General features: G+C 36.8%; 16 protein-coding genes and 1 tRNA gene. 10 read left to right on the forward strand and 7 right to left on the reverse strand.

Going from position 1 to position 25,645, the window contains the following annotated elements; translation table 11 throughout:
• Positions 1-57: 57 nt before the first annotated feature.
• A complete protein-coding gene (locus EZJ43_RS03985) occupies positions 58-1,047 on the reverse strand; it encodes a glycoside hydrolase family 5 protein (RefSeq protein WP_133261379.1) in 990 nt (329 codons plus the stop codon).
• Positions 1,048-1,049: 2 nt separating this feature from the next.
• Positions 1,050-3,287: a glycoside hydrolase family 3 N-terminal domain-containing protein gene (locus tag EZJ43_RS03990; protein ID WP_133261380.1), complete on the reverse strand. Its 2,238-nt coding sequence runs from the start codon at positions 3,285-3,287 to the stop codon at positions 1,050-1,052.
• A 404-nt stretch (positions 3,288-3,691) separates the two neighbouring features.
• On the opposite strand from EZJ43_RS03990, the gene EZJ43_RS03995 reads away from it, so the two are divergent.
• From EZJ43_RS03995 to EZJ43_RS04030, 8 genes are all read left to right on the forward strand, one after another.
• Positions 3,692-6,481: a TIM-barrel domain-containing protein gene (locus EZJ43_RS03995; RefSeq protein WP_133261381.1), complete on the forward strand. Its 2,790-nt coding sequence runs from the start codon at positions 3,692-3,694 to the stop codon at positions 6,479-6,481.
• A gap of 4 nt (positions 6,482-6,485) precedes the next feature.
• Positions 6,486-7,805 carry a glycoside hydrolase 5 family protein gene (locus tag EZJ43_RS04000; protein ID WP_165953081.1) on the forward strand — a complete coding sequence of 440 codons (1,320 nt, stop codon included), beginning with the start codon at positions 6,486-6,488 and terminating at the stop codon, positions 7,803-7,805.
• A 179-nt stretch (positions 7,806-7,984) separates the two neighbouring features.
• The gene (locus EZJ43_RS04005; RefSeq protein WP_207924564.1) at positions 7,985-9,523 is read left to right on the forward strand and encodes a glycoside hydrolase family 28 protein; all 1,539 of its coding nucleotides are present in this window, start codon (positions 7,985-7,987) and stop codon (positions 9,521-9,523) included.
• 32 nt (positions 9,524-9,555) lie between these two features.
• Positions 9,556-10,917, forward strand: a complete 1,362-nt coding sequence (locus tag EZJ43_RS04010; protein ID WP_133261383.1) for a glycosyl hydrolase — start codon at positions 9,556-9,558, stop codon at positions 10,915-10,917.
• 86 nt (positions 10,918-11,003) lie between these two features.
• Positions 11,004-13,310 carry a GH92 family glycosyl hydrolase gene (locus EZJ43_RS04015; RefSeq protein ID WP_133261384.1) on the forward strand — a complete coding sequence of 769 codons (2,307 nt, stop codon included), beginning with the start codon at positions 11,004-11,006 and terminating at the stop codon, positions 13,308-13,310.
• Positions 13,311-13,346: 36 nt separating this feature from the next.
• Positions 13,347-15,944, forward strand: coding sequence for a beta-mannosidase (locus tag EZJ43_RS04020; RefSeq protein ID WP_133261385.1), 2,598 nt, complete (start codon positions 13,347-13,349; stop codon positions 15,942-15,944).
• A 152-nt stretch (positions 15,945-16,096) separates the two neighbouring features.
• Positions 16,097-17,917, forward strand: a complete 1,821-nt coding sequence (locus tag EZJ43_RS04025) for a glycoside hydrolase family 2 protein (RefSeq protein WP_133261386.1) — start codon at positions 16,097-16,099, stop codon at positions 17,915-17,917.
• Between the two features lie 9 nt (positions 17,918-17,926).
• On the forward strand, positions 17,927-18,802 hold the full coding sequence (locus tag EZJ43_RS04030; RefSeq protein ID WP_133261387.1) for an ROK family protein: 876 nt from the start codon (positions 17,927-17,929) through the stop codon (positions 18,800-18,802).
• A 304-nt stretch (positions 18,803-19,106) separates the two neighbouring features.
• On the opposite strand, the gene EZJ43_RS04035 is transcribed toward EZJ43_RS04030, so the two are convergent.
• The 5 genes from EZJ43_RS04035 to EZJ43_RS04055 form a co-directional block, all read right to left on the reverse strand.
• Complete coding sequence (locus EZJ43_RS04035) at positions 19,107-20,381, reverse strand: type II toxin-antitoxin system HipA family toxin (RefSeq protein ID WP_133261388.1); 1,275 nt, start codon at positions 20,379-20,381, stop codon at positions 19,107-19,109.
• Positions 20,381-20,671: a helix-turn-helix domain-containing protein gene (locus EZJ43_RS04040; protein ID WP_133261389.1), complete on the reverse strand. Its 291-nt coding sequence runs from the start codon at positions 20,669-20,671 to the stop codon at positions 20,381-20,383. Before EZJ43_RS04040 ends, EZJ43_RS04035 begins: the two co-directional genes overlap by 1 nt.
• 575 nt (positions 20,672-21,246) lie before the next feature.
• Positions 21,247-21,320 (reverse strand) — tRNA-Asp (locus EZJ43_RS04045).
• A 323-nt stretch (positions 21,321-21,643) separates the two neighbouring features.
• Complete coding sequence (prfA, locus tag EZJ43_RS04050; protein WP_133261390.1) at positions 21,644-22,717, reverse strand: peptide chain release factor 1; 1,074 nt, start codon at positions 22,715-22,717, stop codon at positions 21,644-21,646.
• Positions 22,718-23,049: 332 nt separating this feature from the next.
• The gene (locus EZJ43_RS04055) at positions 23,050-23,799 is read right to left on the reverse strand and encodes a UDP-2,3-diacylglucosamine diphosphatase (RefSeq protein WP_133261391.1); all 750 of its coding nucleotides are present in this window, start codon (positions 23,797-23,799) and stop codon (positions 23,050-23,052) included.
• Between the two features lie 363 nt (positions 23,800-24,162).
• On the opposite strand from EZJ43_RS04055, the gene EZJ43_RS04060 reads away from it, so the two are divergent.
• On the forward strand, positions 24,163-25,173 hold the full coding sequence (locus EZJ43_RS04060) for an NAD(P)/FAD-dependent oxidoreductase (RefSeq protein WP_133261392.1): 1,011 nt from the start codon (positions 24,163-24,165) through the stop codon (positions 25,171-25,173).
• A gap of 43 nt (positions 25,174-25,216) precedes the next feature.
• Positions 25,217-25,543 carry a 2Fe-2S iron-sulfur cluster-binding protein gene (locus EZJ43_RS04065; RefSeq protein WP_133261393.1) on the forward strand — a complete coding sequence of 109 codons (327 nt, stop codon included), beginning with the start codon at positions 25,217-25,219 and terminating at the stop codon, positions 25,541-25,543.
• Positions 25,544-25,645: the final 102 nt, after the last annotated feature.

A 25,645-nucleotide genomic window follows, 5' to 3' on the forward strand; every position in this document is an offset into this window, starting at 1 on the left:
AAATGACCATTTCCATAAAAAGGAATTAATTTTTGTGCACGAATAAATTAGGTTGGTTTATTTGTTTAAGGTGCGGAGTTGTTTGCGAATATAAAGACCCGATTTTGAAAGCATTTTTAAAGGCCAACTACCGTTAATACCGGCACCCGGCAAAAGTAACGCAGTTGTTTCTTTTTTATCCGTTAGGTTCCAATTTGCCCAACTTAGTTTATTGCGCTCAAGCCAATTTAGCCATTTATCGGTTTTTTCAGTATCAAAAATACCATCTCCGTTTGCTTCGCCAACGCCCCATTCGGTTACAAAAATTGGCAAACCCATTGCAATTGCATCATCGGCTTTTGCCATTAATTTTTCTTGATGACCAGGGTCGGATGCATAGAAATGGAAGCTATACGCAATGTTACTGTATCCCGTTATCGGATCTTTTGCGGTAATATCAACATCTTGATCCCAATTGGAACTGCCAACAATAATAAGTGCATCAGGATCTGAATTTCTAATTTCAGGTATAATTTCTAAAGCGTAGCTTTTAATCACGGCCCAGCTTACACGCGCTGGTTCATTCCAAATTTCGTAGATCATATTTGGCACGCCTGCATATTTTTTAGCCATTTTCTTAAAAAAGACTTTCGATTCCGAAACATGCTGATCTGCATGATGATCGTGCCAATCTAACAACACATAAATTCCCTGTTTAATAGCTTCATCTATAACTTTGGTTACCAGTTCTTCTTGTTTTACTGGATCTTTTAAATAGCCACTATCTGGCTCCACTGCCATTGCAATGCGGATTACATTAATGTCGAAATCTTTTTTAAGCCATTTTACCACTTTGGCATTATAATATTTCCTGCCTCCCCAAATACTCCACGATAGGCTAATTCCTCTAAGCTGTACAATTGAACCTGAAGAATCGACAATTTTACCGCCCTCAACACTCAATTTTCCATGTTGTGTTACCGGCAAAAGCTTTTGTGCATTAGCAATAAACTGGGTGCTTAAAAAAGTTGCTATAATTACTACCGTGCGGAAAATGCATTTTTTCATTTCTACTTATATTGAAAACTTTCCATTAAGTCGCCTATCATTACTGTAAATTCTCCAGGTTCTGTAACGGTATTTAGTTTCGCATTTACAAAAGCCAAATCGTTTTTATCAATCGAAAATTTTACTGTTTTGCTTTCACCAGGCTTTAAATCGATTTTTTCAAAAGCCCTTAACCGCTTCATATCCGGACTGATAGACGCGTATAAATCTCTGGTATATAATTCTACGGTATGTTTGCCTGCTATTTTACCTGTATTACTCACCGTTACAGAAACATGCAGCTTTTCATCACCAACCAAGTTTTTTGTACTTAATTTTAAATCGCTATAGGCAAAAGTGGTATAACTTAAGCCAGTGCCGAAAGCGAATAACGGATTGTAACCCGTGTGGATATCATCATTAAAAACTTCTCTAATATCTTCGGCAGGTTTTCTATCATAAAGCACAATTTCCCCACTGCTTCTTGGGTAACTGTAAGGCAATCTTCCGTTTGGGTTGTAGTCGCCAAATAGAACATCGGCAATTGCTTCTGCAGTTTTTTTTCCGCTCCAATAAGCCATTAAAATACCATTCATTTTTGGTTCTATGTTGGTAATAAACCTCGGTCTGCCCTCGGTTAAAACTAATATAATCGGTTTACCAGTTGATATCGCTGCCTTTGCCAATGCTTGCTGGTTTTCATCTAATGCTAAATCTGCAATATTACCCGGACTTTCTGCGTAAGCGTTTTCTCCCAAACATAAGATGATACAATCAACATCTTTAGCTGATTTAATCAATGCATCTCCATCAAAATTTTTAATCCCCTCAAAACCCTTTTCGGTTGTGGTTACCACGTTCGATTTGCCTACTTTATCTTCAATGGTTTGCAAAATAGTTTTACTATCTTTTGGATACCATTGCTCGTCTTTACCCTGCCAAGTATAACTCCAACAGCCGTTTAATGCGCTAATACTCTGTGCGCCAGGACCAGCAACCAAATATTTTTTATTTTTTGATAAGGGTAAAACTTCATCTTGATTTTTTAGTAAAGTCATCGCTTCATGCGCAGCGTCTAACGCGAGCGTTTGATATTCTGGTTTTCCAAAATTGGCTTTAGCACTTTCTTCTGGGTAAGGATTATCAAACAAGCCCAATTTCATTTTAAGCATTAAAATTCTGCTTACGGCTTCGTCAATTCTTTGTACTGAAACTTCCTTTTTGTGCACCGCATCAATCAACAAATCATAAAATGTAAAATCGTACGGAACCATGCTCATATCTACACCAGCATTTACACACATAGCAACGGCTTCGCGTGGCGAACTGGCAACATGATGCCAAGTGTAAACGCGTTTAATATCTTCCCAATCGCTTACCGCAACACCGTTAAATCCAAGCTCTTTACGCAAAATATCTGTAAGCAAATACTTGCTGGCATGCACCGGAATACCGTTGACAATGCTAGAATTTATCATTACAGACGAGGCACCGGCTTTTACTGCTTCTTTAAATTGAGGCAAGTAATATTCTCTCATTTCTATCTCTGGCAGGTAAATCGGCGTTCTATCTTTACCGTTTCTCGATGCAGAGTAACCTAGAAAATGTTTCATACAACTTGCCACTGCTGTTGTTTTATCAAGCCCATCTTCTTCATAAGCCTTTATAACGGCAGCACCCATTGTTTTACCAATAAAAACATCCTCTCCGTAAGTTTCAGGGAAACGAGACCATAAAGGCTGGCGCCCACAATCTAAAACGGTTGCAAAATTCCAGCGTACGCCACTTGCTCTTAATTCGTTTGCCGTTACTTTAGTTATAGCCTTGGCAAGTTGAATATTTCTAGTTGCCGCCATGCCTATATTTTGAGGAAATAAAGTAGCATCTAACGTATAAGTTTGTCCGTGGATGGCGTCTAAACCATATAAAACAGGTATTTTTAATCGCGTAGTTTTTGCTTCATCGGCAATTTTGGTTAATAAATTATGCCATTGATCTACGGTTAAAGCATGATTAGTTACATTTAAGATCGAACCCACGCTATGCTTCACTACTGCATTTTTTAGTGCCTCTTGGTTAATTTCGCCATCAACTTGGGTGCCAACAACGCCCAAAGTTATTTGCGTCATTTGCCCAACTTTTTCTTCTAAAGTCATTTTAGCTAAAAGTGCAGCAACCTTTTTCTGGTTTGAAGTAGTTTGTTGTGCGCTTAAATTTACAGTTGAAGCGAGCAACGCGATGAGTAAAAAATATTTATTCATAAAAATTATTTGGTTAAAATATAGCGACAAGTAGTACAATCTTTTAAACACAGTTTAATGCACAATTATAGTTAAAATGAAATTGTGTCGTACTTTAAGTGTCATTACTGTTATCAAATTTACCATCAATGTATAATTTTTTATAATATTGTTTTAACAATTGATAATTAGAACAGGCGCATAACGGCAGTTATTTAGCAATATATAAAGTTATAATCCGAAATGATTAAGTATTTGTAATATTTTAAAGTATCGCCAGAACTTGATTTTGAGATTTTTACAATGCCTAAAAGCTGTGAAAAGTCAAAATTCATCAACATTATGAATAAATAGTATCAATAAGTCATTATCTTTCAAAGTACTTTTGAAAGTCAAACTTTACCCTAACCAATATCAGTTTTTGTATGAGAAAACATTTCAGAGCCATTTCCATTTTTGCATTATCGTTAGTTTTTCTTTCGCCAAGTGCATACTCGCAAAAAAGTACCACCAATTTTTCATTAGAAAAAAATTCGGTCAACATTAATATTAATAAGGCTAAACTCTCTATTTCTATTATTAGTGATGAAATAATGCAAGTGCGATACACTAATAATGCCTCATTCTCGACCAAAAAAAGTCTTTTTTTAGATGAGCGCGGTTTTGCTAAACCTACTTTTAAAGTTGCACAACTTAAAGACCTTATAACGATAACTACGCCTAAACTTGTTGCAAAAGTAAATAGCAAAAACGGACAGGTTTCTTTTTACGATAAAAATGGTAAAGAGATACTTAAAGAGCAGGCTAACGGTGGTAAATCTTTTTCTCCAACAAGCTTTGAAGGTTACAAAACACAAAGTATTCAACAGAAATTTATATCGCGTAAAGATGAAGCCATTTATGGTTTAGGCCAACACCAAGATCGCTTACTAAACATTAAAGGTTACGATTTAGATTTGTATCAGCACAATACCGAAGTATATGTTCCGTTTTTCGTATCAACAAAAGGTTATGGGTTACTGTGGAACAATCTATCTTATACCAAGTTTGGACAACCAGATTCGATTAAATCAATAACAAAAAATCAACTTTTTGATAAAAACGGTGTTAAAGGTGGGTTAACTTTAAATCTGTATAAAGACAGTATGTTTACAGAAATTGCTCAACCAGAATCGAAAACAGCAAACATCGCCGTTGTTAAAGAAAATCCTGCTAAATCGGCTAAACTTACTGGCTATTTACTGGCTGATAAAACTGGTGAATATTCTTTTTACAGTTTCGCTGATGGCACATTTAGGTTAAAAATAGATGGTAAATTAATTTTAGATAACTGGGCACCTTACGCCAATGCCCGCGATAGAGGAACCATCAACTTAGAGAAAGGAAAGAAATATAAAATTGAGGTAGAGTGGGAAAGATACCATGTAAACAATAGTTTCGAGGTAAAATGGAGAAAACCGAGCATTCACAACGAAACTTCTTTATGGTCTAAAGCTGGCGAAGAAATTAATTATTTCGTAATTGCTGGTAAAGATATGGATCACATTATATCTGGTTATCGCAATTTAACCGGAAAAGCAACCATTTTGCCTAAATGGGCAATGGGTTTTTGGCAAAGCCGTGAGCGTTATAAGACGCAGGAGGAAGTTTTAAATACAGTTAGAGAATTTCGTAAGAGACAAGTGCCTTTGGATATTATCGTTCAAGATTGGCAATATTGGAAGTTGGATGAATGGGGTTCGGCAACATTCGATCCGGATCTTTTTCCAGATCCTAAAGCAATGATAGACACTTTACACAAAGATTTGAACACCAAATTTATGATTTCGATTTGGGGAAAATTTTACCGCAAGAGTGACAATTTTAGAGAATTGAACAAAGCCGGATTCTTATATCAACCTGCATTAAAAGAAAATTTAGTCGATTTTTTAAATTACAATTTTACTTATTACGATGCATTTAATCCGGCAGCGCGTAAAATGTACTGGAATCAAATAAATCAAAAACTATACAGCAAAGGTGTAGATGCTTGGTGGATGGATGCTGCAGAGCCAGAATTGCCAGACCATGATGCTACACCAGAAAATATGGCGCATTTTATGAACCCAACTTTCGAAGGCCCGGGTTTAGCAAACTTAAATGCCTTTCCATTAGAACATGCAAAAGGCGTTTTTGAAGGCCAGATGCAAGAATCGCCAGATAAACGCGTTGCTATTTTAACCCGTTCTGCTTTTGCAGGCTCGCAAAAATATTCTACCGTTATTTGGTCGGGAGATATTGCTGGCGAGTGGAATAATTTAAAAGCTTCTATCCCAACTGGGTTAAGTTTTTCTATGTCGGGCATGCCTTACTGGACAACCGACATTGGTGGTTTTTGGGTAAAAAAACCTTGGGATAATAAAAATTCTCAGTACCAAGAAATATATACTAGGTGGTATCAATTTGGTGCATTTTGCCCAGTTTTTAGGGCTCACGGTTCTAATACAGAAAGAGAAATATGGAATTTTGGCGACGAAAATTCGGAAGTTTATAAAACACAGTTGAAATTTAGCAAGCTTCGTTATCGTTTAATGCCATATATCTATACGTTAAACGGCATGGTTAACCAGCAGGATTATACCATGATGCGTGGTTTGGCAATGGATTTTGCTAAAGATGAAAAAGCACTAAATATTAAAGATCAATTTATGTTTGGCCCTTCAATTTTAGTAAGTCCGGTAACAGATAAAGGCGCTACGGCTCGTGAAGTTTATTTGCCAAATAATACAAAATGGGTTAATTTTTGGACTGGCAAAACCTACAATGGTGGCGAAACGGTAAATGCTAACGCACCATTAAACGAAATGCCACTTTATATAAAGGCAGGTTCAATCATTCCATTCGGACCAGATTTGCAGTTTGCAATGGAGAAAAAAGCTGACCCACTTGAATTGCGAATTTATACCGGCGCAGATGGATCTTTTACGTTATATGAGGATGAAGACATAAATAACAACTACTTAAAGGGTGCATCAAGCTCAATAAACTTCAGCTGGAATGAAAGTAATCAAACCTTAACTATTGGAAACAGAAAAGGAGAATTTCCAGGCATGTTGAAAAACAGAACAATCAACATTGTTTTTGTAGATGAAGCACATGGAAAAGGAGATTTAATCAGCAATAAAATTGATAAAACGATTAGTTACGATGGAAATTTAATTACCGTTAAAAAATAAAATGATGATGAGAAGAAAAGGATTATCTACATACTTTGCAATGCTTGCAGTAAGCGCACTGTTATTTTCGTGTAGTGCAAAAAAGAATTTTGTTAAAGTTAACGGTGCTAATTTTACCGTAAATAATAAACCCTATTATTTTGTAGGTGCAAATTTTTGGTACGGCGCTTATTTAGGTGCTGACACCGATTATGGCAACCGCGAGCGATTAGTTAGAGAGTTAAACCAACTTCAAAAATTGGGCGTTAAAAACCTTAGAATTGTTGCTGCCTCAGAAGAATCGGATTTTAAAGTGCCTTTAACTCCACCGTTCCAATATAAAAACGGTACTTATAATGAAAAACTTTTACAGGGATTAGATTTTCTTTTATCAGAAATGAAAAAAAGAGATATGCATGCCGTTTTAATGCTTAACAACTACTGGGATTGGACAGGTGGCATGCAACAATACGTTTCGTGGACTACCGGCGAACGGGTTTACGATCCGGCAAATGTGAAAACGGATACATGGGATCAGGCGATGAAACATTCGGCAACGTTTTACACAAATGAAAAAGCGCAGGCTTTATATCGCAAATATATTAACATGATTATAAATCGTAAAAATATTTATACCAATAAGATATACAAAAACGATCCTACGGTGATGACCTGGCAATTGGCAAACGAACCTCGCCCAAGTACTGCTGGAGACCCTGTAGAAAGTATGAAAATTTTTAGTAAATGGGTGGATGATGTTGCGGGCTATATTCACTCCCTTGCGCCAAACCAATTGGTAAGTACAGGCGGAGAAGGTAGCCAAGGGAATTTAAATAAATTAGACTATGCACTTCAATCTCAAAGCAGCAAGCACATCGATTATATGACTTTTCACATGTGGCCAAAAAATTGGGGATGGTATAAAGCCGATCAACCAGAAATGATGGAAAGCGCACTCGCAAAAACGAAAAAATACATTGATGAGCATGTAGATTTAGCTGTTAAATTAAACAAGCCTACTGTTGTAGAAGAATTTGGTTTTGTTAGAGATAATGAAAAGTTTGCTGCTGAAAGTCCGACTGTTGCCCGCGATAAATATTACCGTTTTATTTTAGAATTGTTAAAAAAATCTGCCGATGAAGGAAAACCTTTAGCAGGCATGAATTTTTGGGCGTGGGGTGGCGAAGGTCGTGGACAGGAAAAAGATTTTATGTGGAAAATGGGAAACACTTCTTACACCGGCGATCCTTATGGTGAGGCACAAGGTTTAAATTCTGTTTTTAATACTGATAAAACCACTTTAGATATTTTGGCTGAATATGCGCATGATTTAGAAAAAAAATAAACCTATAAACTCGTCATTGCAAGGCACGAAGCAATCTAAATACACTGGTTGGAACAGTTTGCTTCGTGCCTCGCAATAAAGGTTGAAATTTTAATTTATATTATACTTAATTGTATAATTCCGACTAGCAACTCCCAATGATGAAAAAGCTTAAAATTTCATATTGCCTTCTTTTTACAATGACTTTGTCTTTTTCTTTGTTTGCGCAAAACACTGATCAACGAAAAGACGCAAAAAAAGAATTTAATATCGTAAAATTTGGTGCCATAGGCGATGGAGAAACTTTGAATACGGTTGCCATCCAAAAAGCAATTGATGCTGCAAGCAAACTCAAAATAGGTGGTACAGTCGTTTTTCCAAAAGGGAAATTTTTAACTGGTAGTATCGAATTGAAAAGCAACGTTGATTTGCTTATTACCGAAGAATCTGTTTTATTGGGCAGCACCAACCCAAGCGATTATAAAAATGTAAGTTCAGAAGGCAGACCAAACTCTCCCAAAAAAGACGACAATACACACTTAGGATTAATAGTAGCACATAATTCGACCAATATTAAACTTTACGGAAAAGGAAAAATTGATGGTCAGGGAAGAGCCCTTGCACTAACAATTGACAGCTTACACCATGCAGGCATCAAAATTGACCCCAATTATAGTCTTCAAAATATGAGGCCGAGCGAAACTATCCGACCAAAATTATTTAGTTTCTCCCTTTGCAACCAAGTCAAAATAGAGGAATTAAATATCAGCAGTAGTGCAGGTTGGGGTCTTTCTTTCGAGCTTTGTAATGGCTTAACTATAAACGGTATTAAATTAACAAATCGTGCGTACTGGAACAACGACGGCATGGATATTACCGATTGTACCAACGTAAAAATTACCAATTGCGACGTAAATTCGGCAGATGATGGAATTTGTTTAAAATCTTACTACCCCGGTTATTTTAACGATAACATTTACATCGCAAACTGTACAATAAGGTCTAGCGCAAGTGCCATAAAATTCGGCACAGCATCTTACGGAGGTTTTAAAAATGTTACCATTGAGCATATCAAGATTTTCGATACATTTCGTTCTGCAATAGCCATCGAGTCAGTTGATGGGGGCATCATCGAGAACATTAAAGTTGAAGATATTACAGCTAAAAACACAGGAAACAGCATATTTATTCGTTTAGGAAACCGTGCTGGAGAAAAACCAGGCTCCATTAAAAATGTGCTTATAAAAGATATGAAAGTAGAAATTCCTTTCGGCCGACCTGATATTGATTATGATTTGCGTGGTCCAGAAGTACCTTATTTTCACAATCCATTTCCAGCTTCCATTACTGGCATTTCAGGCTATGATGTAGAAAACATTACGATAGAAAACGTAGAAATTACTTATCCCGGCAGAGCAACTAAAGGTATGGCATACATTCCGTTGAGTCGTTTACAACAAGTGCCCGAAAAAGCAAAAAATTACCCTGAGTTTGACATGTTTGGAGAATTGCCAGCATGGGCTTTTTATGTCCGCCATGCCAAAGGCTTAACCTTTAAAAATATTACGCTAAAGTTGCAGCATAATGATTTCCGCCCCGCGTTTGTATTTGATGAGGTAGCAGATTTAAAAATGGAAAATATTAGTTTGCCTGTTACCAACAAAAAAGAAATCGTGTTGAAGCAATCGAAAAATGTGACCTTAGACGATAAAGCAAACACCACCAAAAACGAATTATAAAGCGTTAAAAGTTTACAAAAACAAAAATTAATGTGTTAAATAAAAACCCCAAGCTTCTTTTAATTATTGGCATTTTATTGTTTTTTCAAAGCTGTAAAACCTATAAATCAACGTCGCTCGGCGTTATTGAAAATAACCATAAGCTTGGCGCATATTTAAAGAGCATTCAATATTCGAAAGATGGAAAACATCTCTTCGGGCACGAAAGTACCATTGCGATGGGCGTTAGTGGCGATTCTGACTGGGAGATAAAAGATAGAAAGGATGTTGCAAACGACATTTCTCAACAAAAATCGGATGTAAAAGAAATGACGGGAAAACTCCCCGCAATTATGGGTTTTGATGCTTTTAAACTGATTTTGGATGTTACCGATGGCGCTAACCGTTTGGAAGAGGTAGGAGCCAATTTGGCGGCTTTAAAACTTTACCACAAAAATGGCGGAATTATAAGTTTTGATTGGCACATGCAACCAATTTTATTGCCGGGTTATAAAGAAAGAGCCTATCGGATGGATGAGACAAACAACAATCCATACATCGATTTAATGAAAAAAGAGCACCCATTTTATCACATTGCAAATGGTTTTGCAAACAAAGATAAATGGTGGACAACTTATGAAACACAAAGGTTAAAGCCAATGGTTGCTCGGTTGAAACAAATTTCGGCAGATGGATCTGGAATCATTTTTCGTCCTTTTCATGAAGCCGATGGCGATTGGTTTTGGTGGGGATTAAAATGGCTGAAAGGTGATTTACCATTAAACGGAAAAGATGCATTGATGAAGGTTTTTATAGAAAGCGCAAGATATTTGAAGCACGAGATGCCTGAATTATTAATCGCATTTTCTACAGATAAGATGGATAATGTTAATCAGTTAATCGCAAAGAACGATACTGAAATTGCCCAAAATTATGCAAATGAGTTTAGTAGCTTCTTACCAAAAGATTCGGCTGATTTAGCACTGATAGATATTTATGGAATGGACCTTTACACCGATAAAAACGACCCAAAGCCCAGTTTACAAAAGTTTAAACTCAAATTACAAGGCCTTTCATTAATCGCTAAAAAGGACAATAAAATTGCAGCCATTACCGAAGCTGGCAACCGTGGAAATCCGGCAGAAGAAGATGCTAGGCAACCTACCATAAATTGGTACAACGATTACTTATCATCGTGGACGGAGGATAAAAATATTCACGTGGCTTATGTTGTGATCTGGCAAAACTGGAGCAATAATAGAGACAAAAAATTATCTGATCCTGATGATGGATACTTTGTACCCGTTTACCAAAATTCGCCCGCAGGTAAAGATTTTATAAAGTATGCTAAGAAAAAACAGACCATTATGCTGGATGAATTTCGATCTGAATTAAGAAAATTTAAAATCAATTAACTTCCTTTTTCTCCAAATTTTAAAACATTGCTATCGTTTAAGTAAAAATTTTTAAGTACTATCCTTCTACCTAATATATAGAAAAAATGAAAAAAACACCGGTTCTGTTATTCGTTCTATTAAGCACCTTAACTGCATTTGCACAAAAGCTCCCAATTGATTATGTAAACGTATTTGCAGGTACTTCAAATTCAAGGTGGATGCTCTTTCCGGGTCCTAGCCAGCCATTTGGGATGGTTAAATTAAGTCCTGATAACCAAGGAAACGTATGGAATGGCGGCTACGAATATTCGGTAAATAGTATTTCTGGTTTCAGCCATTTACACGGCTACGGTTTATCTGGCGTAAGTTATATGCCGTTTGTTGGTGATTTAAAATTTGGTGAAGAATATTATAAATTATTTCCGGGTCCGCCCGATGGGCCTTTTGGAAATATGTGGACAGCCGGATATCGTTCTCGTTACGAAAAAGAGAGTGAAAAAGGAAGTCCGGGTTATTATTCGGTACACTTAACTGATGCAGATGCTACAGTTGAATTAACTGCTACCGATCGTTGTGGCATGATCCGTACTACTTTCCCAAAATCGGATAAAAGTACTATACTGTTAGATTTTAATCCACCAACTGAAGAGTCATCAGAAATTTTAGCCTGTACTTTCAAAAAAGTTAACAATATGCTAATTGAAGGTTCTATCACGTTCAAAAATAATAACACAAACGGAACCACTGTATTTTTTCAATCAAAATTTAGTAAACCAATAACTAGCACCGACAGTTGGGAATACGAAAAATATACTGGCACACAGCAAACTTATGGCATCGATTTTAGAAAAAAATGTAACGTAAATAAAAATATCACCTCGTTTATAAGTAAAGGGCAAACGGGTATTATACTTCATTTTAACACCAACAAAGGCGATCAGGTAATAACCTCAACTGGGCTTTCATTTGTAAGTATTGAAAATGCTGGCTTAAATTTGAGAACAGAATTAGGTACATTAAATTACGACTTTGATAAAGTAGTTTCACAATCAAAAGAAACGTGGAAGAAATTATTAAATAAGATAGAACTTAAAGGCAAAGAGGCAGATAAAGCTAAGTTTTATACCAATTTTTACCGCTCATTTACTGGCAAAAATATGATGAGCGATGTAAATGGCGAATATTTAGACCAGTGCGGAAAAGTAGAAAAAGTACAAGCACCGGCCGATGCAGTTTACAGCAGCGATTCTATGTGGGGTACGCAGTGGAGTTTAACGCCACTATGGACTTTAGTTTCACCGAAATATGCCAATTCTTTCGCTAATTCTTTAATCGAGTTGCAACGTGTTGGCGGATGGATACCTCAATCACCTGTAAGTTTAAAGTATGCGCTGGTAATGGCCGGACAACATCAAAATGCACTTTTAATAAGTGCTTACCAAAAAGGCATTGCCCAATTCGACCCTAAAAAAGTATATGAAATGATTAAGCATGATTATACCACGCCAGGCGAAAAACAACCTTGTGGAGGATTTGCAGGCAATATTTATATGAAAGATTATATGGATTATGGCTACGTTCCGGATGAAGTTGGCGCAACATCTCATACCATGGAATATGCTTTTGATGACTGGTGCCTCTCGCAATTTGCCACCGCTTTAAATAAAAAAGCCGATGCTAAATATTTTTTAAACCGATCAAAAAACTACGAAAATATTTTTGATAAATCTACTGGCTACATCCGAAGAAAACATAAAGACGGTACTTGGAGTAAAGATGCAGATATTTTTAAAATGGGCACAGATGGTGGTTGGAATGCACCCGGATTTATGGAAGGCAATGCTTGGATTTATACTTGGTTTGTGCCGCAGGATTTGCCAAATTTGATTAAACTAATGGGTAAAACCGAATTTAACCGCAGACTGGAAGAAGGCTTTGAAAAAGGCTACGTAGATTTAACAAACGAGCCAAATATGCAAGCGCCATTTCTTTTTAATTATAGTGGCGAGCCTTGGTTAACCCAAAAATATACAAGAATGGTTGCCAATAAGTTTTTTAGTACATCGCCATATACAGCATGGGTTGGCGAAGAAGATGAAGGCCAAATGGGTGCACTATATTGTTTAATGTCTATGGGCATTTTCGAAATGAAAAGTGGGTGTTCGGTAGAACCTTATTATGATTTAAGCAGCCCTGTTTTTGATGAAATTAAAATTAACTTAGATAAAAAATATTATCCTGGTGGTAGTTTTACCATTAAAGTTGAAAATAATGGCGATGGCAATGATTACATTCAATCGGCCATCATTAACGGAAAAAAAGTAGAAAATTATCAACTGCTACACAAAGACATTGTAAAAGGTGGCGAACTAAAAATTGTGTTGGGTAATACGCCTAATAAAACAAATTAATAACGCAAATCAATTTACCTAACTTAAAATTAACTTATGAAAAACATAGTTTTCTCAATGCTGATGATGATGCCTTTTTTTGCTATCTGCCAATCAAAAAAGTTAAATACGTTGGTAGTTAAAGAAATTAGCAACAATTGGACATTCAAAGAAATTGATGGAACACATAAAGGTAAAGCAACTGTTCCGGGAACGATTCATACAGATTTGATTGCTAATAAGTTAATTGAAGACCCTTTTTATCGCATAAACGAAGAAAAAATTCAATGGATTGATAAAAAAGATTGGGAATATGCCACCACAATTTCCATCAGCTCAACTGAATTTAAAAAGAACAATATTATTTTGAATTTTGAAGGATTAGACACCTATGCGGATGTTTTTCTCAATGACAAATTAATTTTAAAGGCTGATAATATGTTTCGAACTTGGGAAACTAATGTAAAGCCAATACTTAAATTAGGTGAAAATCAGTTAAGAATACTTTTTCATTCTCCAATAAATAAAGGATTAGCACTATTGAAGGCTTCTCCATACGGTTTTCCAGCTAGTAACGACCAATCAGAAGTTGGCGAAATTGGCGATAAAAAAGTTTCTGTTTTCACACGAAAAGCAGGCTATCATTATGGTTGGGACTGGGGCCCACGTTTGGTAACATCAGGCATTTGGCGCCCAATAACATTAAAAGCGTGGAATGATGTTCGCATTAAGGATGTATATATCCAACAGCCTAAAGTTAATAAAACAGCCGCCAATTTAGTTGCTGCAGTTACGGTGCAAATTGATAAACCGTTTTTAGGAAATATTCAGATCGTAAATCCCCAAACGAAGGAAATTTATACTTCATCCAATTTTAATTTTAAAGTAGGGTTACAAACTTTGTCTTTACCTTTCGTTATTAAAAATCCAAAATTATGGTGGTCAAATGGTTTAGGCAAATCGAATATGTATCATTTTAACGCAGTGGTTTTAGATAAAGAGGAGAATCCTATTGCCAATCAAGAAACAACTACAGGATTGCGCAGTTTAAAATTGATTCGCGAAAAAGATGCTGTTGGAGAATCTTTTTTATTCGAGTTAAACGGTATTCGCGTTTTTGTAAAAGGAGCCAATTATATTCCCAATGATAATTTTTTACCAAGAGTTACGCAGGGCGATTATCAAAAAGTAATTAAAGATGCTGTAGATGCCAATATGAATATGCTCCGTGTTTGGGGTGGTGGTGTTTATGAGGCCGATTATTTCTATAAGCTTTGCGATGAAAACGGACTGCTAGTTTGGCAAGATTTTATGTTTGCCTGTTCCATGTATCCTGGTGATGAGGCGTTTTTAGCAAACATTAAACAAGAAGCGATTGATAATGTTACCCGTTTAAGAAACCATCCGAGTATTGCTTTGTGGTGTGGAAATAATGAAATAAACTCGGCTTGGCATTATTATTCGAAAGGCGGTTGGGGCTGGAAAGAAACCTACACGCCGGCACAGCAAGACGAACTTCAAAAAACCTACTTAAAAATATTCCAAAACATACTTCCTGCCGTTATTGAAAAATATACAGTTGGCGATAATTATTGGCCTTCTTCTCCTCAAGCGGGTTACGAACCGGATAAACCCGCAAGTTATGAAACAACCTCTGGCGATATGCACTATTGGGGCGTTTGGCACGGGCAACATCCTTTTGAGGATTTTGAAAAATACAAAGCGCGTTTTATGAGCGAATATGGATTTCAATCTTTTCCTGATTTCGAAACCGTAAAAAAATATACAATTCCTGCAGATTACAGTATAGAAAGTAAAGTAATGGCCGCTCATCAACGAAGTGGAATTGGCAATTTACGTATTAAAGAATACATGGATCTGTATTATAAAACACCAAAAAACTTTGCAGATTTTTTATACATGAGCCAGGTTTTACAAGCTCGTGGGCTAAAAACTGCTATAGAAGCCCATCGAGGCGCAATGCCTTATTGCATGGGTACAATGTATTGGCAAATTAACGATTGTTGGCCCGTTGCAAGTTGGAGTAGTACCGATTATTATCACAAATGGAAAGCCGCGCATTACAGTATTAAAAAAGCTTACGAACCGATTTTAATTTTTTCCAAAGCAGATGCTGATAAAATTGAAATTCAAGGTGTTTCAGACCTGCTAAATGATAAAAAAGGAACTTTAAAACTATCGGTAATTGATTTTGATGGTATCAAAGTTTTTTCAAAAACTGTCGAAGTGAATTTATTTCATAACACAAGTACCAAGTTATTTGAAGGAAAAAAATTGGATATATTGGCAAATGGAGATACAAAATCAGTCGTTTTAAAAATTGAGTTTTTAAATGAAGATAAAGTTCTGGCGGATAATTTATATTATTTTGAAAAACCAAAAGATTTAAAATTAGAAAAACCAGATATTAAAACCGAGTTGGTTCAAAAAGAAGGTAAAACATTTGTAAAAGTAAGCACCAACAAGTTAGTTAAAGATCTATACCTCAATTTTCCAAATGAAACTGTCTTTTTTTCTGAGAATTATTTTGATTTATTACCGAATGAAAGTAGATGGATCGAGCTTACTTCAGCACATAAAATGGATATTGGTAAATTAGAAATTAAGCATATTCAACAAAGTAGTAAAGAATAGAAATTACTTTTTAAAATTAAATGAGTTGATGAAGACAGAAATACCATATCATTATTAATTGTAGCATTATTGTTAGCCAATATTAAGCAAAGCCCCAGTTTTAATTGAGTAAATTTAAAAATATCACAACACCATCAATCCGTTTAAAAGCAATGAAATTAAAATTTAAAACCATCATTTTATTAGCGCTATTAAGCATTTCTTCGCCATTATTTGCGCAATGGAAACCGGCAGGCGATAAAATTAAAACCGAATGGGGAGAAAAATTAAACCCAAAAAATGTTTTAGCCGAATATCCACGACCAATAATGGCACGCCAAAACTGGAAAAACTTAAATGGTTTGTGGAATTATGCAATAACCGATACTAGCAAAGCACAGCCTGCCAATTTTGATGGAAAAATTCTAGTTCCATTTGCTGCAGAATCTAGCTTATCTGGTGTAATGAAAAATGTAGGCGCATCAAAAGATTTGTGGTACAACACTACATTTACCATCCCAAGCGATTGGAAAGGAAAAGACGTTTTATTAAATTTTGGAGCCGTTGATTGGCGAACAGAAGTTTGGATTAATGATAAAAAAGTTGGTACACACGAAGGTGGCTACTCGCCGTTCTCGTTCAACATTACAAAATATTTAAGCAAATCTGCACAAAAAATTACCGTAAAAGTTTGGGATCCTACCGATGAAGGGCCACAGCCGAGAGGCAAGCAGTTGAACAATCCCAACTCGATTTGGTACACGCCAGTTACAGGGATTTGGCAAACGGTTTGGTTGGAGCCAGTTGCTAAACAACACATCACCGCATTAAAAACCGTTGCCGATATCGATAAAGGCGTCATTAATATCACACCAAAAGTGTTCGGTGGTACAACTGGCGACTTAGTTGAAGTAAAAATCATGGATGGCGGGAAATTAATATCCTCCACAAAAATGAAAGCTGGAAAACCTATTTCAATCGCTGTTAAAAATGCTAAACTTTGGTCGCCCGAATCTCCATTTCTATACAAGATGAAGGTTAAATTATGGCGAAAAGGAACCGTTCTTGATGAAGTAAAAAGCTATTTTGCCATGCGTAAACTTTCTACAGGTAGAGATGCAGCAGGCATTATGCGTTTAGAATTGAATAACAAAAGTTATTTCCAGTTTGGCACTTTAGACCAAGGTTGGTGGCCGGATGGTTTATACACTGCGCCATCTGACGAAGCCTTGAAATACGATATTGTTAAAACAAAAGCAATGGGTTTTAACATGATTAGAAAACACATTAAAGTGGAACCTGCACGGTGGTACACACATTGCGATGAGATAGGCATGTTGGTTTGGCAAGATATGCCAAGTGGCGATAAAGACCCAAACTGGCAAGGCCGAGGCTATTTTAATGGCAAAGAATTAATCCGTACGGCAAAATCTGAAGCGATTTATAGGAAGGAATGGAAAGAGATTATAGATAACTTATATTCTTACCCAAGTATTGCTGTTTGGGTACCGTTTAATGAAGCTTGGGGACAATTTAAAACGCCGGAAATTGCAAAATGGACAAAAGAATATGATCCAAGTAGATTGGTAAATCCAGCAAGTGGTGGCAATCATTATAAAAATACTGGCGATATGGTCGATATTCATCAATATCCTGCACCGGTATTAGAAATGAACGGCCCTGATCATGTAACTGTTTTAGGTGAATATGGCGGAATTGGGTTACCAATAAAAGGTCATTTATGGAACAATGATAAAAATTGGGGTTACATCGAACTAAAAAATAGCGCGGAAACTACGGCTGAATATGTGAAATATGCTAAACAATTGGAGGAGCTCGCAAAAAAAGGAATTTCTGCCGCCGTTTATACACAAACTACGGATGTTGAAGGCGAAATTAATGGTTTTATGACGTACGATCGTAAAATTGATAAATTAGATGTTCCAGAAGTGAAAAAGGCTAATGAGGATGTTATAAAAGCTATACTGCCTTAATAATTATGCATGGAAGAGAAAAATAATATTGTTTTAGGCGCCGATATTGGTGGTTCGCACATTACCACTGCTTTGATCGATTTAACTGAACATAAAATTCTAGACTATACTTTTGTAAGAAAAAGAGTAGATTCTCATGCGCCTGCCGAAGAAATTATCGCCAGTTGGAGCGATACAATTAAAGAAAGCATAGCTTTGGGCGATGCTAAAGTTAATCAATTCGGATTGGCCATGCCTGGACCTTTTGATTATGAAAATGGCATTTCTAAAATGAAAGACAATGCCAAGTTTGAATCGCTGTATAATTTAAATGTTAAAACCTTACTTGGAGCAAATTTAAATGTGCAGTCTGCTCAAATTAAAATAACGAATGATGCGGGTTGCTTTTTACGAGGCGAAGTTTTTTGTGGCGCAGCAAAGGGTTTCGCACATGCAATAGGTGTAACTTTGGGTACGGGATTAGGTACTGCCAAATATCACAATGGAAATGCCGAAGATGCAGATTTGTGGTCCCTTCCATTTAAAAATTCAATAGCCGAGGACTATATTTCATCACGCTGGTTTGTAAATAGCTACAATGAGCGCACTGGAAATAATATTAAGGATGTAAAAGAACTCGCTTCGTTATATGCTTTAGACCAAACAGTCGTTTCTATATTCAATGAGTTTGGAGAGAACTTAGCGCTATTTCTCAATGAATTTATACGTCAGGAAAACCCTGAGGTTATCATCTTAGGTGGTAATATTGCCCAGGCTTATTCCTTTTTTGAACATAGTTTAAAGGATAATTTACCTAAAGTAGCAATAAAAGTTTCAGCATTGGGTGAGGCGGCTGCATTACTTGGTGCGGGAAGTTTATGGGATTCTAAATATGAAAAGAACTAATTTTTTATTCCCTGCTCCATAACTTTTGGATCTGATCTTATCTTTTAGTGCAAGCGTAATTTCTTAAATTTCGCAACCGCCAACAATATTTTCTCTAGTAAACAAAAAAGCCTCAACTTTTTACAAGTTAAGGCTTTTTTTGCGGAATGGACAGGACTCGAACAATTCTATATAACTTTCTCATTATCAATACCTTTAAATGTAGCTAATCTGGAAATTCCCGAATTACCCACAATAAGTTTACAACAGTTTAATTCCTAATGACTAACATAAAGATGAGCATTAATTTAACTAGATGCAATGGTTAACTGTGAGATGGAATACCGGTAACAAGTCCAAATGCTGGAGACATTATTTCTTGTTCTGCCCGGTAAATGCCCAGCTTTGACGCCAGCTTTCGCCAATCTTTAACTACCGTAGAAATTTCCTTAATGACTTGATGCATCTGGTCGTCCTTGAGCTGAAAAAATTGCCCTACACTCAATGCAAGTTCAAAATCCAGTGCATTATTGTCCATATCCACATTTAGAGCCAGTCCGTTTTTTTCCATCGAGGGATTAATGTCGTATGCTGGCGATAACCTCCAACCCTTTTCCGCCAATAAAAACCCATGATTTCTCATATGGTCATCCGTATTGGAGATAGCCATATTAAACACTATTCTCCTCCACAATTGATGTAAATCCTCCTCTATTGCTGAACCATAAGTTTGAATAAAATCTGCTATTTCAAGGTAACTCGGGGTGGCATCTCTAATGCCATCTTCACTGTTTTTGGTCATCGTCATGGCCGAAGCGAAATGAATACGCTCACTGGCTTCCCGATCGAAACGCCTTGATAAGAATGTATGATATGGTCCTCTTACCTTTTCAATAGTGCATACTGGCATATTAATTCCTGCCCTGCAGGCCAGCTCGTATGCGAGGTATTCCCACGCTGCTTTGTCGGTGGTATCGGCTTTTGAAGGAAACTTTGCAATACATAAATGACCATTTAAATCAATAACATTTGCCTTTGGCCTCGCTCCACCCAAAGATGATCCAGGGGCAAAAAGCATTGGAATCCATTCATCCCCATTTTTACCGCCGTCGTCTTCTTCATAGGCTTTAACGCTAGCCTGCAGTTCTCGGAGATGGGTAATTGGTGGGGTTGGATTATCGGTATTGTCATCCAGAAAAAGCCCCTCTGGATTCAACTTAAAACGGAGTGCTCCCATCCTGGAAACATCATGAACGCCCAGCAAGAAATCAATTTCATGCAATTTTGGGGAAGCCTCTCCTTTTGCCAGTGCTATTTGTGCAGCACGACGCAACATAAGTTTTCTACCCCAGGTATCAGGCATCGAGTCCATAAATACCCCAAAATTGTCTTTTTTTTCGGGGTATTGGGTACCAGAGTAGAGCCCTATTTCGGGATCAAGCAAAAACAACTGATCAGACTTCAACCAGTCCTTATCATACTCAAAACCAAATATTCTGCTCCCTTTACTCTGTTGTGCAGATATTACGCCTATGCATTTGGGGCTTTCCAGTCCTTTCCAGTGTGCATACACCCAGATGTCTGTTTTTGTTGTTGCCATTAGGTTAACAAATCTAAATCCTGGAGCTTTCTGCCAAGCTCATCATCTACTGCCAGTTTAAGAAAGTCTTCGTGCAAATTCAATGCTTTGAGCACATTGAAATATGCACCCATAGAGACGCTGGGATCTCCTCGCTCTATTTTACGAAGGGTTAGCCTTTCAATGGCAGAACGTTCGGCAAGTTGAATTGCAGTTAATTTCCTGCGCTTCCTAGCAAGTTTGATGTTCTCACCAAGTTGATCCCATATCTTTTGATATTTGGGGAACACAATAACTTTCTTTGACTTCATTATGGATGTAATTATATCCAAATATACTAAATATGAATATAATAATATCCATTTATATAATAAGGTTGATTTTTATGTTTATGTCATGATTCACTTCTTAGAAAGATAATGAATCATATTATATCCAAACAGAGTTGAAGCGAGTGTAATATGATCCATTTTTAAGGTATTGTCGATAAAAAAGTAGAATTTTACATCCATTAAGAACTTGCATCAATAATAGCGCAGATTTACGTATTGAATCCGAACGTTTTCGTAAATATAAATTCTTAATTTAGCTAAAATCAGAATGTTGCCTATGATTAGTAGCTACTTTAAATCCCGCAAAGCCTTTTCATTTTCCCCACATCCATACGACCTTGGAACTTTTGTGGGTTTATGGCAAGACCATGATGACAACGGATCAAGGATAATAAGGTAGATTTCAAAGCTTATTGTTTCTACAAAATTAATCAAATCTTTTTCCTCCCCAACTTTTTTGCTTGATCCGTAATTTCTTAAATTTCGCAACCGCCAAAAATATTTTCACCAAAAACAAAAAAGCCTCAACTTTTTACAAGTTAAGGCTTTTTTTGCGGAATGGACGGGACTCGAACCCGCGACCTCCTGCGTGACAGGCAGGCATTCTAACCAACTGAACTACCACTCCATCTGTTCTCTTTAAAGTTTGAACCTCTTTCCCTTTCGGGAATGCAAATATAGTGTGTTTTATTAACTTTACAAGAAATATTTTAAAATAACTGTAAGTGCTTATAATACAGATACAAAAAATTAATTTCTCTTAACCCTAATGGGTTTTTAAATAACATATTAGCTTTTGTAGGCGATTTATCCCCAAACCCAAAAGGGGCTTTGAATAACATAATGGGCATTCTAAGTGCTTTATCATTAATCTTTGTCTCAATCCTTCAATGGATATCTTAAGCACCTTATCTTTGTTCCTTGCTCTTTGCTCCTTAATCTATCACAACCTTACGCAACAGCACCTTCTTGCATCTTCTCCGCATTCTCTGCAAACTGCAAAGCATCAATAATTTCCTGTATCTCGCCATCCATAATTGTAGGTAAATTATACATGGTTAAACCAATACGGTGCTCGGTAACCCTTCCTTGCGGGTAATTATAAGTTCTAATTTTTGCCGAACGATCTCCTGTAGAAACCATTGTTTTACGCCTAGCCGCAGTATCTCCATTCTTTTTCTGCACCTCAATGTCGTAAAGTTTACTACGCAACATTTCCATCGCAATAATTCGGTTACCCAATTGCGAGCGATCTTGCTGGCAAACCACTACAATTCCCGATGGTTTATGTGTTAACTGCACCTTAGTTTCAACCTTGTTTACATTTTGTCCGCCGGCACCACCAGAGCGTGAGGTATGCAGTTCAATATCACCTGGGTTAATGTATAAATCAATTTCTTCCGCTTCGGGCAAAACCGCAACAGATGCGGCCGAAGTATGCACCCGACCCTGCGTTTCCGTATCAGGCACCCGTTGTACACGGTGTACGCCGCTCTCATATTTTAATTGCCCGTAAACATCCTCTCCACTTACCTTCAAAATTACCTCTTTGTAACCGCCGGCAGTACCTTCAGTTACATCCACGGTTTCAACTTTCCAGCCTTTAGTTTCAAAATAACGGGTGTACATGCGGTACAAATCGCCGGCAAAAAGCGCTGCTTCATCACCACCAGTACCACCACGAATCTCAAAAACAGCATTTTTAGCATCTTCAGGATCCTTCGGAATTAACATTAAGCGAATAGCGCTTTCCATTTCTTCCTGCTGCTTTAACAACGTATCAAGCTCTTCCTTCGCCATTTCTCTCATTTCAGCGTCTTTTTCAACACTTAAAATTTCCTTATTGGCATCAATATTACTCATCACGTTTTTGTAGATTTTATACTCATCTACAATTTTGCCCAAATCTTTATATTCCTTGTTTAAAGCAGCAAAACGCTTCATATCCTGAATTGCATCTGGATTGCTCAATTGCTCCTCTACATCTTCCCAACGCAGTTTTATTGCCTGTAATTTATCTAACATAATATTAATTTCTTTTGAAAAGGTACTGTACAGCTTATTAACAATGTCAGTCCCGCTTTCCGTTACAAAGTAAATTTTTTAGCTCCGCTTCGCGTAGCAAAATTTACGTTTTCCACTGCAATCGGGTTTAAAAACTTAAACCTGTGCAAATGCAAAAATAAGGAAAAAAAGCTTAAAGCAGAAAGACTAAATCAGTGCCAAAGGCATCCCTTTGGGAAAAGACGAAAGGCCACAGCTGAAAGCTTAAAGCATGAAGACCAAAGCAGTGCCAAATGGAAAAGCATTAAGCGGAACGACAAACGCTCAAAGCATGAACTTTCGCAAAAGCCTCTTTAGGGGTTTGGGGTATAATACGCCAACCTTATCTCCTCGCCATTAAAAACCCCGTACGAGTTATAATTCAACCATTCGCCAATGTTTATATAACGCGAATTTGCATTTAGTTTTATATCCAAAGGCAAATGCCTATGTCCGAAAATGAAATAATCATAATGCGCTTCCTTAAGCTTTTCTTTAGCGTAAATAGCCAGCCATTCATGCTCCTCACCCAAAAAAACCTCCTTTTTATCGCTTGCCACTCTACTAGTTCCCGACCATCCGTTGGCAATAAACATTCCTATTTTTGGTGGCAATACAGAAAATAACCACTGGCAAAATTGATTTCTAAAAACCTTTCTTAAAAATTTGTACTTCGCATCACCAGGCCCTAAACCATCGCCATGATGTAGGTAAAACTTCTTTCCATTTCGCTCAATCACCAGTTCATCGCTAATAATCTGCAAACCAAGTTCTTTTGTAAAATAATCATTTACCCACATGTCGTGGTTACCTTTAAAAAAATATATTTTTATACCCGAATCAGCCATTTCGGCCAATTTGCCCTGCAGTCTTATAAATCCCTTCGGAATAACCTTTCCATATTCAAACCAAAAATCAAAAACATCGCCCATTAAAAAAAGCTCGCCACATGTAGGTTCGATAAAATTTAACCAATTTACAATGCGTTGCTCTCTTTTACGGCTTTCTGCGTAATTTGGTGCACCTAAATGAAAATCTGAAGCGAAATATATATTCTTTGTCATGTACTTTGTAAAGATAAAGCAAAAAAACGAAATCAATATTCGTAATAAACCTATTACTTTGCGCTCGTTTTTGATAACAAAAATTACACAGCTTTTATTGTCAAAAAACTTAACATTTTATCCCTCCAAATTCACTATAAAATGCCAATTTTTTAAATTTAATCGCACAAACAAACTTAGTCTATAAAATCCATAGACTAATTATAATTTGTTTATAAGGCTCATATTTGCCAAAGTTTTGTTTTGAGTGCCCGAATTGCATACAATATATTGAATGAAAACATATTACAGAATTATATAGAATATTTCTAAATAAAAACCTACATAAAAGTATATTTTGTAACTTTGTGCAAATTTTTTTGAATGATCTCTACAGATATAGCCGTAATAGGCGCTGGTCCGGTTGGTTTATTTGCCATTTTTGAAGCCGGCTTATTAAAAATGCGTTGTCACTTAATTGATTACCTTCCACAAGTAGGCGGTCAACTTTCTGAAATTTATCCTAAAAAACCAATTTACGACATTCCGGGGTATCCCTCGGTACTTGCGCAAGAGTTGGTAGATAATTTAATGGAACAAGCTAAACCCTTTCATCCAAGTTTTACATTGGGCGAGCGTATTGAAGGCTTAGAAAAACGTGGCGAAGCAGATTTCGTTTTAACCACAAACATGGGCACCATTATCGAAGCGAAAGTTGTGGTTATTGCAGGCGGTTTAGGGTGTTTTGAGCCTCGTAAACCAGGTGTAGAAAATTTAGCCAACTTTGAAAATGGTAAAGGAGTTAATTATATGATTCTTGATCCAGAAAAATACCGCGATCAGAAGATGGTAATTGCTGGTGGAGGCGATTCGGCTTTAGATTGGACAATTTATTTAGCTGAAGTTTGCTCGGAATTAACATTGGTACACAGAAGCGAGAGTTTCCGTGGTGCGCCAGATTCTGTAGCTAAAGTAATGGCACTTGCCGAGAGCGGTAAAATTAATTTAATTTTAAATAGCAATCTACAGGCGGTACACGGCTCAGACAAACTTGAACAAGTTGAAGTTGTGCAGAACCGCAGCATGGAAAAAACAATTATTGCAACCGATCATTTAATTCCATTATTTGGCTTGAGCCCCAAATTAGGCCCGATAGAAGCATGGAATTTGAACATTAGCAAAAGTGCAATTGAGGTAAATACTGATGATTATTCGACCAATATACCCGGAATTTACGCCATTGGCGATATTAATACATATACAAATAAATTAAAATTAATTCTTTGTGGTTTCCACGAAGCCGCATTAATGAGCCATAGTGCGTATTCGTATATGAATCCAGGAATTAAATATACCATGAAATACACAACGGTAAATGGGGTTTCCGAATTTTAAGCAATTACATATATTTGCAAATAATATAAGTTAAGCACCACAAATGGAAAACAACATTACAATATATATGGAAGAACCAGATGGTTCTGTTACCCCTCACGAAGCACCAACAGATATGGGCTTAAGTTTGATGGAGTTTCTTAAAGCATCTGAGTATGATATTTTAGCCACCTGCGGTGGAATGGCTTTATGCGCTACTTGTTGCGTTGATGTTTTAGAAGGCGAAGATCAGCTAAATGAAATGACAGACGACGAGTACGCAATGCTGGATACGTTGCCCGATGTGTTGCCAAATTCTCGATTGGCTTGCCAATTGCAACTTAGCAATAATATGGACGGCCTAAAAGTTAAGCTACACGGCGTAAGCTAGGAAAAAATTAAGCGTTAAAAAGGCGATGTGAAAACATCGCCTTTTTTTTGTGGCTTTAGAAAACCACCCCCAACCCCTCCTTGAAAAAAGGAGGGGAGCTCA

The organism is Pedobacter changchengzhani, from assembly GCF_004354365.1.
Lineage (GTDB): Bacteria > Bacteroidota > Bacteroidia > Sphingobacteriales > Sphingobacteriaceae > Pedobacter > Pedobacter changchengzhani.